Origin of the sequence: Rhodococcus sp. 14C212, from assembly GCF_011058195.1 — a bacterium.
Classification (GTDB): Bacteria; Actinomycetota; Actinomycetes; order Mycobacteriales; family Mycobacteriaceae; genus Rhodococcus; species Rhodococcus aetherivorans.
In genome coordinates this window covers 1-11,568 of sequence record NZ_JAALEH010000131.1, presented here as the reverse complement: position 1 = coordinate 11,568, position 11,568 = coordinate 1, and the positions used below count along the sequence as shown (strand labels likewise).

Genomic DNA, 11,568 nt, shown 5'->3' with positions numbered 1-11,568 from the left:
GGGCGGCACCGCCCGCAGCCGGGGTCCGGCCCGTCCCCGCGATCTTGGGCCGTCGGCCCCTCGGGGGGCCGGCCGGATTGGGCTTGCGACGCTGCGGGGGCACTACACACTCTCCTTCATGGCTCACTCGCCTTCGGCGGATCCGGGATCGGCCGGCGCGGGATCGGCCGGTGCGGGCGCGGGATCGGCCGGCGGCGCGGGTTGCGGCGCTCCTTCCGCGGGGCCGCCGCCGAGCTGCACCGAGTCCAGCGGCTGGATCGTCTCCGCCTTCCAGACGTCGCCGTCCTTACGCATCGCCACGTTCACGGTGACCTTGTTCTCGACGAAGTTGTCGGGCCAGGTGGTCTTCACCGCCAGGACGATCAGGGCGTTCGCCGTGTTCGCGTCCGTGTCCAGCGCCGTCAGGGAGCCGAACAGCACGTTCGCCGACATGCCCGTGCCCGTCTGCGCCACCTGCTGACGGATCTGCTGCTCCGTCGCGGCCAGGTCGTTGTTCAGGGCCTCACCGGTGATCGACGAACGCATGTTCTCGATCGACCGGTCGACGTCCGCGGCGTCGACGCTGTTGAGGTTGATCGCGGCCTGCATCGCCCCGGACAGAGCGGCGTCCCGCGCATCGGCCGTCGGGCGGTCGGCGAGCAGGGCCCGCCCCCATCCGAAGCCGAACCAGGCGGCCGCCACGAGGGCGATCACCGCCAGCACGCCCACTACTGCCAGGACGATCCTGCGAATCTTGTCGCCGCCCGCCCCCGCCGTCTGCGGGGGACGGGACGTCGTGTCTGCGGTCACTGCACCAACCTACTTACCTACTTCGGGGTGACTCCGAGCAACGGCGCGAGCTGCGTCGCGATCGGATTCAGATTGAGCTTGTCCGGATCCTGCTTCGGCGTGAAGTCCCACGGTTGGATCGTCGCCGGGTCGGCGAACACGATCCGGTTCGCGCTCCGCACGCCGGTGACGCTGCCCTGCGGGGCCTCGCAGGACGCCTCCGTGTTGAACGGAAAGTCCTGTTGGGTGTCGTCGAAGTTAGGATCCCGGCGCTGCATCTCGTCGAGGATCGCCTGAGTGCCCTCGTACCCGAGGGTGCACGACGGCGGGTTGTTCGTCTCGAACAGGATGCCCTGCCGGACCGCGCCGTCGCCGGGGGCCACCGTCCCGGCGCTGGCCGCCACGGCCGGCAGGAACGCGAGCAGGGGCTGCAACGCGACGGCCTGCGGGCCGAGCTTGTCGCCGAGCAGCGCCAGGTTCGTCAGGTTCGCCGTCAGGCCGGGGCCCGAGTCCGCGACCAGCTGCGTGAGCTCCTCGCTCGCCGCCGTCCCGGTCTCGAGGAGGCGACGGACGTCCGGGTCGCTGTCGCGCAGCTGCGCGGTCACCAGATCGAGATCCGCGCTGAACTGCCGGATCGCCGACGCCTGCACCGACTGGGTGTCGAGCACCGTCCGGCTGTCGCGGATCAGCGACACCGTCTGCGGCAGGTACTGCACTCCGGCCTCGCTGAGCTGGGCCAGGGAGTCCACGAGGGTCTGCAGCTGGCCGCCGCGGCCGTCGAACGCCGCCCCCAGTTCGGTCACCACCGTGCGCAGCGAGTCCACCGGCACCGACCGGACGAGCGCGTTCGTGCTCACCAGCAGGTCCTGCACGGGCACGGGCACGTCGGTGACGTCCTGCCCGATGACCGATCCTTCTTCGAGGTAGGGACCCTCGTCGGTATCCGGTTGCAGGTCGACGTACTGCTCGCCGATCGCCGACCGGTTCGCCACCACGGCACGGGTGGATGCGGGGATCTGCGGCCCGCCGTTGTCGAGGAGCAGCGTGACGTCGATGCCGTCCTCGGTCAGGCCGAGCTCGCCGACCCGGCCCACCGACACACCCCGGTAGGTGACCTCGGCGTTGGTGAAGATGCCGCCCGAATCGGCGAACCGTGCGTGGACGGTGTACTGCCCGAACCCGAGCAGGTTGTCGAGGCGGACGTACCGCGCACCGACGAACACCACCCCGAGCAGCGCGATCACCACGAACGCGACCAGCTGTATCCGCAGCATTCGCGATCTCATCATCGCCCTCCCCCGACTCCGAGCTGGTTCAACAGGCCCTCCAGCGGATTGGCCGGCGCTGGGCCGTCACCGGTGTCCGCCGCCGCGGCCGGCTGACCGGGCAGCGTCACCCCCGGCGGCAGTTCGAGTCCCACGGGCAGCCTCGGCGCCGGCAGCACCGGCAGCAGCGAAACCGTCGGCCAGCCCGGTCTCGGCCCGTTGCCGTTGTAGTACGGGTTCGACGGATCCACGACGGGCTTGGGCTCGCCGAACTTCGGCTGCCGGTAGACCGGTTCACCCTGTCCGACGCCGAGCGAGGCCAGCGCGTCCCCGATCTGCATGTCCACGGCGAGGAACAGGTTCACCGAGCCACCGAGGGCGATCCTCTCGACCCCGTCCGGGAAGGGCACCGTCGGGATGAACGGCAGCGCCTTCACCAGATCGTCGCCGGACGCGGCGAGCTGCTGCAGCGTGGGGCGCAGGGCCAGCAGGTCGGCGATCAGGTCCTCCTTGGACTGGTCGAGCACGTCGGTGCCCACCGTTCCCAGCCGGTCGAGCTGGACGAGCAGCTCGGTCAGCTGGGGACGCTGCTGCTCGAGCACCGCGGTGGCCACCGGCAGGTCGTCGAGGATCGCCGCGACACGATCGTTCTGTTCCGCGACCCGGACGGTGAGCACGTCGAGGCCGTCGAGGGCGCGGGTGATGTCGTCGCGTTGCTGGTCGAGACCGTCGATGAGTCGATCCGCCTGTTGCAGAAGGCTCTTCGTGGTGCCTTCGCGTCCCTCGAACGCGGTGGACAGCTCCTCGACCACCGGCTGCAACTGGCCGACGCCGCCGCCGTTGAGCAGCAGCGAGAGTGCACCGAGTACGGGTTCGAGCTCCGTGGCGTGCCGGGTCCGGTCCAGCGGAATGACGTCACCGTCGGCGAGCAGTTCGCTCGACGGGTCGCTCGGCGGCGGAGTGAGCTGGACGAACTTCTCGCCCAGCAGGCTGGTCTGCTCCACCGCGGCATACGCGTTGGCCGGCAGCTCCACCGCCGAGTCGACCACGATCCCGACGTCGGCGGTCCACCCGTCGGGACCGACGGAGACCGTCTCCACCCGGCCGACGGGCACGCCGTCCACCTTGACGGTCGACTGCGGCACGAGGTCGAGCACGTCGTCGAACTGCACGGTCACGTGGATCGGGTCCGAGCCGACGTCCGCACCACCGGGCAGGGGGAGGCTCGCGGCCCCGCCGCACCCCGACACCGCCAGGGCCGTCACGCAGGCCCCGGCACCGAGTATCACCGAGCGTCTCACTGTCCGCCCCTCTCCAGGTCCAGGCGCGGTGACTCGACACCGGGCACCGTGCCGGGCACCACCCGACTCTGGATGTTCTCGCCGCTGAGCACACCGAACGGCAGGATCAGATCCGGGGTCCGGATGTCGTTGGTGATCTGTTCGGCGAGGCCGGAGCACTGATCGATCAGCGGCTGCATCTGCCGGCCCAGCTGCTCGAACCTCGGGTCGCCCGGCACGAGCCGACCGAGATCGATGAGCTTGCACATCACGCCCGCCGGATCCTGCAGGTCGGTCACCACCAGGCGGGAGGCGAGCGACCCGGACTCCGCGTCGTAGGAGTTGACCAGGTTGCTCACCGCCAGGGGCAGCAGGGTCAGCGAGTTCACCAGTGAATCCCGGTTGGCGGCAAGGTTGTTCGTCACCGGGACCAGAGCGTCCACGTTGTCCTTCAACGCCGCCTGATTGTCGTTCACGAACTGCGCGACCACCCCGAGCGACTCCGACAGCTGGTTCAGCGCGAGCCCGAGATTCTCCCGCTCGCCGGCCAGATAACCCGACAGGTCCGACAGCTGGGCGTTGAACTCACGTACCTGCTGATCGTTGGCCGCCAGCGCGGACACGAAGATCTGCAGGTTCTCGATGGTGCCGAACAGGTCGCCGCGCGACTCGTTGAGCGTGCGCGACGCCGCGGAGAGCTGCTCGATGGTCTGGCCGAGCGCGGCACCGTTGCCTTCGAGATTCTCGGCACCGGTCTCCACGAAGCGCGTCAGTGCCCCGTCCTTGTTGGCACCCTCGGGACCGAGCGCCCGCGACAGCTCGTCGACGCTGGCGTACAGCTGGTCCACCTCGACGGGGGTGGCGGTCCGTTCCCGCGGGATGACGGCGCCGTCGGCCATCGTCTCGCCCCCGGTGTACACCGGGGCGAGCTGCACGTAGCGGTCCGCGACGACCGACGGGGTGATCTGCACGGCCTTGGCGTCGGCGGGGATGTCGACGCCGCGGTCGACACGCATGTCCACTCGCACCTGGTCCCCCTCGGGGACGACCGCGGTGATCTTGCCGACCTCGACGCCGAGGACCCGGACGTCGGACCCCTCGTACACACCGACGGCCTTGTCGAAGTACGCCGTGATCTCCGTGGTTCCCATGCGGTTGAAGACCCACCACAGCACCCCGGCGATCAGCACCACGGCCGCGGTGATCGCGGCGATCAGCAGCACCATCGGTCCGCGCCGTGAGCCGCCACCGGACTCGGCATGCGACATCAGTTCTCTCCCAACGTGCGAACCGGATCGCGGTATCCGGGGATCTCGGGCAATCCGGGCGGAATGAGGTTCACGACGACCTGGTCGAACCAGCGGCCGTTGCCGACGACATTCGAGTACAGCCGGACGAACGGCTCGTACAGCTTCATCGCCCGGTCCAGATCGTCGTTGCGGTCCTGCAGGATCTGGACGACGCCCCGCAGCTGGTCGAGCGCCGGGCCGATCGTCGCCTCGTTGTCGCGGACCAGGCCGGTCAGCTCGGCAGACAGGCGCTGCGTGCCCGTCAGCAGCTGCGAGATGGCCTGCTGCCGGTTGTTGAGTTCCGCGATCAGCAGGGCGCCGTCGCTGATCAGCCGGTTGAACTCCGCGTTGCGGTCGGCGAGGATCTGCGACGTCCGGCCGGTCGCCTCGAGCAGCCGTTTGAGCTCCTGGTCCCGGCTCGCCACCGTCTGCGAGAGCCGGGTGACTCCGTCGAGCGAGGCCCGGATGTCGTCCGGTGTCTGCGAGAACGCCTCCGAGAGGGTGTCGAAGCTCGTGGCCAGCTGCTCGGAGTCGATCTCGCCCAGGGTGGTCGCCGCGGACGAGAACGCCTCGATCACGTCGTACGGGGCGACGGTGCGCGACAACGGGATCCGATCGTCCGGGTCGAGCACCTCGGTGCCCCGCGGCTCGAGGGCGAGGTACTTCTGGCCGAGGATGGTCTTGATCTGGATCGAGGCCGAGGTGTCGTTGCCGATCCAGGCGTCCTTGACCTTGAACGACACGAGCACCCGGTCCCCGTCGAGCTCGATGTCGGTGACCTGGCCGACCTTGACCCCGGCGATGCGCACCTCGTTGGTGGGCTTGAGGCCGGCCGCCTCGGTGAACTCCGCGCGGTAGGTGGCGCCGGCCCCGATGATCGGCAGCGAATCCAGGAAGAACGCCGACAGGGTGGCCAACAGGACCACGAGAATTCCGAGGGCGCCGGACACGGCCGGACTGCGACGTCTGCTCATCGTCCCTGCAACTCCTGCATCCCGTCCTGCGTGCACCGCTTGGCGGCGTTGGTGTAGATCGGCTGGTTCACCGTGGGCAGGCCGGTCGGCAGGTTCAGGTACGGAACCGAACCCGGCCCGGCGATCACGTCGATGCCGCACAGATAGAACTGGAACCACGATCCGTAGCTCGCGACCCGGCCCAGCTTCTCGAGCTTGACCGGCAGGGTGGCGAGGACCTCGTCGACCGCGTCGCGGTTGCTGTTCAGGTTCGCCCCGAGCTGCTGCACCGCCGTGACGGAGCCGGCGATCGCCGGCCGGGTCGGCTCGAGCAGATCGGCCGTCGCGTCCGTCAGTCCGGCCAGCGACTGCACGGCCGCACCCACCGTGTCGCGGTCGGCGGCCAGTCCGCTGACCAGCGCCTGCGTGTTGACGAGCAACGAGTCGAGCTGCTCGTCCCGCTCGTTGATGTTGGTGAGCACCGAGTTCAGGTTGTCGATGACCGCGCCGATCACCCGGTCCTTGTCGGCGATCGTGTTGGTCAGGCTCGCCGTCGTGCGCACCAGGTCGTCGATGGTCCCGGCCTCGCCCTGGAACACCTGGACGATCTGCGACGACAGCGTGTTGACGTCCTCGGCGCTCAGGGTCTGGAACAGGGGCCGGAAGCCGTTGAACAGGGTGGTCAGGTTCACGGCCGGCTTGGTGCGCTCCAGCGGGATGGTGTCGCCGTCGGTCAGCTTCATCCCCTGCATGCCCTCGCCCTGGTCGAGGGCGATGTAGCGCTGGCCGACGAGCGTCCGGTAGCGGATCGTCGCGGTCGTCGCGGCGGGCAGCCAGTCCCGGTCGGACATCGAGAACGTCACGCGCGCCTCGCGCCGGTCGACGATCTCGATCTTCTCGACCTGGCCGACGCGGACGCCGGCGATACGGATGTCGTCGCCCTCGTTGAGCGATGTCACGTCCGTGAAGATCGCGTGGAACTTCGTGCCACCGCCGCCGCCGAGGCTCGCGATGGTCGCCGCGAGCATTCCGGTGGCGACGATCGTGACCACGGCGAAGACGATCAGCTTGATCAGCGGTGCAGCCAGGCCTCTCATCGGAAGCTCACCTCCGTTCCACGCAGTGCGGGCGCGCCCAGGCGCGTCGTCCAGGTCGGTACGTCCTCGGGCGCGATGCCCGTCGCCTCCGCGTACACGACGCCGAGAGCGTCCTGCTCGGCACGCGACCCGGTGTACGAGACCTGCGTCGTCGCCGGGGTCGTCCCGATCAGCTCGCCGACGTCGTCCGGCACCCCGGACCCCTCGGGGGCCGGGAAGTACGACATGGTCTCCGGGCCCGGGTTGCGGGACGGCACCTGGTAGGAGCCGTCGTTGACCGAGCCGCCGGGGTACTGCGGGAAGAACCGGCCCGGGGCCGTGACGTTGTCGTAGCAGGTGGGGCCGCGAGTGTCGAGCAGGCGCGGCTCGTCCTGGTTCGGCAGGTACCGGCCCTTCGGATTGACGAACTGGATGCTCGCCCGGACGCCGGGGAACGGGTCGTCCGCCGCGAGCACGCCGGCAGCCGCGGGCGCCGCGTCGGCGAAGCCCTTCAGCATGCACGGGTACGACGGCGAGTACCGCGCCAGCAACTGCAGGGCCTGCTTGGAGTCGGCGGCGATGCTGATGATCGAACCGGCGTTCTGCTCGAGCAGCCCGGCGGTCGCCGACGACGCCCCCGTCGCCGTGACGAGCAGCGTCTCGAGCTGGTTCTCCTGTTCCACCACGGTGTTGCCGGTGGTGCGCAGGTTGTCGAGGGCGCTGATCAGATCGGGCGCGGCGTCGGAGTAGGTCTGGGAGAAGTCCGCGAGCCCGCGCAGATCCTCCTGCACGGCGGGGAGCTCCACGTTGACCTCGCGGAACACCTGCTCGAGCCGGTCCACGGTCTGCCCGAGGGTCTCACCGCGGCCGCTCAGCCCCTGGGCCAAAGCGCCGAGGGTGTTCGCGAGGTCCTGCGGCGGGATGGCCTCCAGCAGGGGCAGCAGCCCGTCGAGCACCTCGCCGAGTTCGACGGTCTCGGCGCTCGTGTCCTGCATCAGGGTGTCCCCCGCCTGGAGCGGGCGCGCCGGCCGGTCCGGGAGGATCAGCGAGACGTAACGCTCGCCGAACAACGTCTTCGGCAGCAGCTGTGCGGTCGCGTTCGCGGGGATCAGGCCGGCCTTGTCCGGTTCGAGCGCGAGATGCACGGTCACCGTCCCGCTCTCGGCCGACGTGCCGCGGACCTCGCCGACGATCAGCCCGCGCACCTTCACGTCCGCGTTCATCGGCAGCGCGTTGCCGACCTCGTCGGTCACGAGGTCCACCTCGACGACCTTCTTGAACGTCTTGTTGTACATCGCGATGGTGACGAACAGGAACAGACCCAGCACGACGAAGAACAGCAGGCCGAGAACCCTCCGCTTGAGGGTCGAGGGTGTCGAGTTCATCCGGCCACCCTCACGGTCGTGGTCGTGCCCCAGATGGCGAGGCTGAGGAAGAAGTCGAGCACGGCGATCGTGACGATCGCGGTGCGCACCGCACGGCCGACGGCCACGCCGACGCCCGCGGGACCCCCGCTGGCGTTGAAGCCGTAGTAGCAGTGAATGAGGATCAGGAAGAAGGCGAAGACGAGGACCTTCCCGAAGGAGTACAGCACGTCCTCGGGCGGCAGGAACAGATTGAAGTAGTGGTCGTACGAACCCGACGACTGCCCGTTGAACATGGTGCTGATCACGCGTGTCGCGAGGTATGCGGCGAGCAAGCCGATGATGTACAGCGGAATGACGGCGACGAAACCGGCGATCATCCGGGCGGTGACGAGGAACGGCACCGACGGCACCGCCATCACCTCGAGTGCGTCGATCTCCTCGCTGATCCGCATCGCCCCGAGCTGGGCGGTGAAGCCACAGCCCACCGTCGCCGACAGCGCCAGCGCCGCGACGATCGGGGCGAGCTCGCGCGTGTTGACGTACGCCGACAGGAAGCCGGTGAGCACCGAGGAGCCGAGCTGCTCGAGGGCGGCGTAGCCCTGCAGACCCACGACGACGCCGGTGAAACCGGACATCATGGCGATGACGCCGATGGTGCCGCCGATGACGGCGAGCGCGCCGCTGCCGAAGGTGACCTCGGCGAGCAGCCGCAGCACCTCCTTGCGGTAGTGGACGAGTGTGCGCGGGGTCCAGGCGATGGCCCGCGCGTAGAACGACATCTGGTCGCCTGCCCGATCCAGCATGTCGAGAGGAGCGCGCACAATTCTGCGCCCGCGGAGCCAGACGACGTCTCCGCGGCCCTTTGCGATTGTCATCGAGTCAGGATCCCTTCGCCGGAACGACCTGCAGGTACACCATCGTCAGGATCAGGTTCGCGAAGAACAACAGGAGGAAGGTGATGACGACGGTCTGGTTGACGGCCTCGCCGACGCCCTTCGGTCCGGCACCGGGGTGCAGGCCCTTGTAGGCCGCGACGACGCCGGCGATGACACCGAAGATCGCCGCCTTGATCTCGGCCACGTAGAGGTCGGGCAGCTGGGCGAGGGCCGAGAAGGACGCCAGGTAGGCGCCCGGGGTACCGCCCTGCAGGATCACGTTGAAGAAGTAGCCGCCGGCGATGCCGACGACGGACACGAGTCCGTTGAGCAGCAGCGCGATGAGAACCATCGCGAGCACGCGCGGGACCACCAGGCGTTGCACGGGGTTGATGCCGAGCACCTCCATGGCGTCGATCTCCTCGCGGATGGTGCGTGATCCGAGATCGGCGGTGACCGCGGAGCCGGCCGCACCGGCGATCAACAGCGCGGTCACGATGGGACTGCCCTGCTGGATCACGGCCAGCACGCTGGCGGCACCGGTGAACGACTCCGCGCCGAGCTGCTTGATCAGCGATCCGGTCTGCAGCGAGACCACAGCGCCGAACGGGATTGCCACGAGGGCGGTGGGCAGGATCGTGACGCTCGCGATGAACCACGCCTGCTCGATGAACTCGCGGAACTGGAAGGGCCGGCGGAAGGTGTTCCGCACGACGTCGACGAACAACTCGACGATGTTTCCGGCCTGGGTGAGTGCACCGTGTATCGGACGCACGAACGAGCTGGTGCCCGATCCGACCCCCATGTGTGCTCCTAGCTTCTGTGTCGGGCGGACTCGTCGTACCCGTCACCGGGGTACGCCGGGATGACCTGCGTGTCGTCGTCGCGGAAGGAATGCTCGGAGTAGGCCGGCGCGGCGCGCGTCCCCGCGGTCTCCTCGAAGGACTCGAGGATGGCCTGCTGGGCGGCCTCGGGCAGGGTGTGCAGGATGTGCCGCACCCGCTCCTGCCGGCGCCACACCGCCTGCCGCTCGGGCATCCCCGGGGTGGCCTTCATCTGCGGAACGATGCCCTCGACGTCCTCCACACCCCCGGCGTGGTGCCCGGCGTCGACGAGGGCCTGCTCCTGCGCCATCGTCGCCTCGTCCTTCTCCTCGGACATCCCGATCGGCCCGATCATCGTGCCGTTGAGGAACTGCTTGACCACCGGCTCGTCACTGGTGAGCAGCACCTCGCGCGGACCGAACATCACCAGCTCCCGGCGGAACAGCATGCCGATGTTGTCCGGCACCGTCCGCGCCAGGTTGATGTTGTGCGAGACGATCAGGATCGTCGCGTCGATCTCGGCGTTGATGTCGATCAGCGTCTGGCTGATGTAGGTGGTGCGCACCGGATCCAGACCCGAGTCCGGCTCGTCGACCAGGATGATCTGCGGATCGAGCACCAGCGCCCGCGCCAGCCCGGCACGCTTGCGCATGCCGCCGGAGATCTCGCCGGGCAGCTTGTCCTCGGCGCCGAGCAGACCGACGAGCTCGAGCTTCTCCATCACGATCTTGCGGACGTCGGACTCGGACTTCTTGGTGTGCTCGCGCAGCGGGAACGCGACGTTGTCGTAGAGGTTCATCGATCCGAACAGCGCACCGTCCTGGAACAGCACCCCGAACAGCTTGCGGATCTCGTAGAGCTCCTTCGAGGAGCACTGCAGGATGTCGGTGCCGTCGATGACGATCGAGCCCTGCTCCGGCCGCAGCAGACCGATCAGCGACTTGAGGAACACCGACTTGCCCGTGCCCGACGGACCCAGCAGCGCCGACACCTCACCCGCCGGCAGCGTCAACGTCACGTCCTGCCAGATCCGCTGAGACCCGAAGGACTTCGTCAACCCCTCGACAGCTACTTCGACTCCCACCATTACCTCCGCACGGCTCGATGCTGTTCCCCACTGTGGATTGCGTCACTGTAGCGCATCGAAGTGTTACCTGTGACACGGGATCCTACTAGCGAGTAAGAACACAGGTCAACTCGGACACAACCCCCTTCGATCGGGGGGATGACCTGCGCTTATGCCGTCCCCGTGCGGCACGACGTCAACTTAGCGCGGATGGTTTCCGCGCGCTCGGCAAACCGGTCACGAATGCGCGAAAAGGCCGCTGCCCACGGACGTGAATCCGTGGGCAGCGGCCTTGCCGAAGCGCTCGACCGCGGTGCGGTCGGGCAGCCGGGTTCGTCCTACTTGACGGAGACCTTGGCGCCGGCCTCTTCGAGCTTGGCCTTGGCAGCGTCGGCGGCATCCTTGGCGACCTTCTCCAGGATCGGCTTCGGAGCACCCTCGACGAGGTCCTTGGCCTCCTTCAGGCCGAGGCCCGAGACGATCTCACGGACGACCTTGATGACCTGGATCTTCTTCTCGCCGGCACCCTCGAGGATGACGTCGAACTCGTCCTGCTCGGACTCGGCCTCGGCGGCGGCGGCCGGGGCACCGGCGGCGGCGACGGCGACCGGAGCGGCGGCGGTGACCTCGAAGGTCTCCTCGAAGGCCTTCACGAACTCCGAGAGCTCGAGGAGGGTCAGTTCCTTGAACGCGTCGAGCAGCTCTTCGGTGGTGAGCTTCGCCATGGTGGCGGTCCTTCCTTGTGGATCCCATGTCGCTGATCCGCGACCGGATGGGATGCGCGCCGGGGCGCGCGGGGTGGGTG

General features: G+C 68.7%; 11 protein-coding genes. All 11 read right to left on the bottom strand.

Annotated elements, in window-relative coordinates; translation table 11 throughout:
- Positions 1 to 123: 123 nt before the first annotated feature.
- Positions 124 to 708, bottom strand: a complete 585-nt coding sequence (locus G6038_RS28590; protein ID WP_165042016.1) for a hypothetical protein — start codon at positions 706 to 708, stop codon at positions 124 to 126.
- A 98-nt stretch (positions 709 to 806) separates the two neighbouring features.
- Positions 807 to 2,054: an MlaD family protein gene (locus tag G6038_RS28585; RefSeq protein WP_165042014.1), complete on the bottom strand. Its 1,248-nt coding sequence runs from the start codon at positions 2,052 to 2,054 to the stop codon at positions 807 to 809.
- Positions 2,054 to 3,334: an MCE family protein gene (locus G6038_RS28580; RefSeq protein ID WP_346772944.1), complete on the bottom strand. Its 1,281-nt coding sequence runs from the start codon at positions 3,332 to 3,334 to the stop codon at positions 2,054 to 2,056. Before G6038_RS28580 ends, G6038_RS28585 begins: the two co-directional genes overlap by 1 nt.
- Entirely contained in the window at positions 3,331 to 4,581 is a 1,251-nt protein-coding gene (locus tag G6038_RS28575) for an MCE family protein (RefSeq protein ID WP_165042010.1), read from the bottom strand. Before G6038_RS28575 ends, G6038_RS28580 begins: the two co-directional genes overlap by 4 nt.
- Positions 4,581 to 5,576 carry an MCE family protein gene (locus tag G6038_RS28570; RefSeq protein WP_165042008.1) on the bottom strand — a complete coding sequence of 332 codons (996 nt, stop codon included), beginning with the start codon at positions 5,574 to 5,576 and terminating at the stop codon, positions 4,581 to 4,583. Before G6038_RS28570 ends, G6038_RS28575 begins: the two co-directional genes overlap by 1 nt.
- The gene (locus G6038_RS28565) at positions 5,573 to 6,652 is read right to left on the bottom strand and encodes an MlaD family protein (protein ID WP_165042006.1); all 1,080 of its coding nucleotides are present in this window, start codon (positions 6,650 to 6,652) and stop codon (positions 5,573 to 5,575) included. Before G6038_RS28565 ends, G6038_RS28570 begins: the two co-directional genes overlap by 4 nt.
- Positions 6,649 to 8,016: an MCE family protein gene (locus G6038_RS28560; protein WP_165042005.1), complete on the bottom strand. Its 1,368-nt coding sequence runs from the start codon at positions 8,014 to 8,016 to the stop codon at positions 6,649 to 6,651. The genes G6038_RS28565 and G6038_RS28560 overlap by 4 nt, the downstream gene beginning before the upstream one ends.
- Positions 8,013 to 8,873 carry an ABC transporter permease gene (locus tag G6038_RS28555; RefSeq protein WP_165042004.1) on the bottom strand — a complete coding sequence of 287 codons (861 nt, stop codon included), beginning with the start codon at positions 8,871 to 8,873 and terminating at the stop codon, positions 8,013 to 8,015. The genes G6038_RS28560 and G6038_RS28555 overlap by 4 nt, the downstream gene beginning before the upstream one ends.
- Positions 8,874 to 8,877: 4 nt before the next feature.
- Positions 8,878 to 9,678, bottom strand: a complete 801-nt coding sequence (locus G6038_RS28550; RefSeq protein ID WP_165042002.1) for an ABC transporter permease — start codon at positions 9,676 to 9,678, stop codon at positions 8,878 to 8,880.
- 8 nt (positions 9,679 to 9,686) lie between these two features.
- Positions 9,687 to 10,784 (bottom strand): ABC transporter ATP-binding protein, encoded by a 1,098-nt coding sequence (locus G6038_RS28545; RefSeq protein ID WP_165042000.1) that lies wholly within the window; start codon positions 10,782 to 10,784, stop codon positions 9,687 to 9,689.
- A gap of 317 nt (positions 10,785 to 11,101) precedes the next feature.
- Entirely contained in the window at positions 11,102 to 11,488 is a 387-nt protein-coding gene (rplL, locus tag G6038_RS28540; RefSeq protein WP_165041998.1) for a 50S ribosomal protein L7/L12, read from the bottom strand.
- Between the last annotated feature and the right edge of the window lie 80 nt (positions 11,489 to 11,568).

Excerpts from the sequence above, each read along its gene's own strand:
- G6038_RS28585 (WP_165042014.1), bottom strand. The coding sequence starts at position 2,054 with ATGAGATCGCGAATGCTGCGGATACAGCTGGTCGCGTTCGTGGTGATC.
- G6038_RS28575 (WP_165042010.1), bottom strand. The coding sequence starts at position 4,581 with ATGTCGCATGCCGAGTCCGGTGGCGGCTCACGGCGCGGACCGATGGTG.
- G6038_RS28570 (WP_165042008.1), bottom strand. The coding sequence starts at position 5,576 with ATGAGCAGACGTCGCAGTCCGGCCGTGTCCGGCGCCCTCGGAATTCTC.
- G6038_RS28565 (WP_165042006.1), bottom strand. The coding sequence starts at position 6,652 with ATGAGAGGCCTGGCTGCACCGCTGATCAAGCTGATCGTCTTCGCCGTG.
- G6038_RS28560 (WP_165042005.1), bottom strand. The coding sequence starts at position 8,016 with ATGAACTCGACACCCTCGACCCTCAAGCGGAGGGTTCTCGGCCTGCTG.
- G6038_RS28555 (WP_165042004.1), bottom strand. The coding sequence starts at position 8,873 with ATGACAATCGCAAAGGGCCGCGGAGACGTCGTCTGGCTCCGCGGGCGC.
- G6038_RS28550 (WP_165042002.1), bottom strand. The coding sequence starts at position 9,678 with ATGGGGGTCGGATCGGGCACCAGCTCGTTCGTGCGTCCGATACACGGT.
- G6038_RS28545 (WP_165042000.1), bottom strand. The coding sequence starts at position 10,784 with ATGGTGGGAGTCGAAGTAGCTGTCGAGGGGTTGACGAAGTCCTTCGGG.
- rplL (WP_165041998.1), bottom strand. The coding sequence starts at position 11,488 with ATGGCGAAGCTCACCACCGAAGAGCTGCTCGACGCGTTCAAGGAACTG.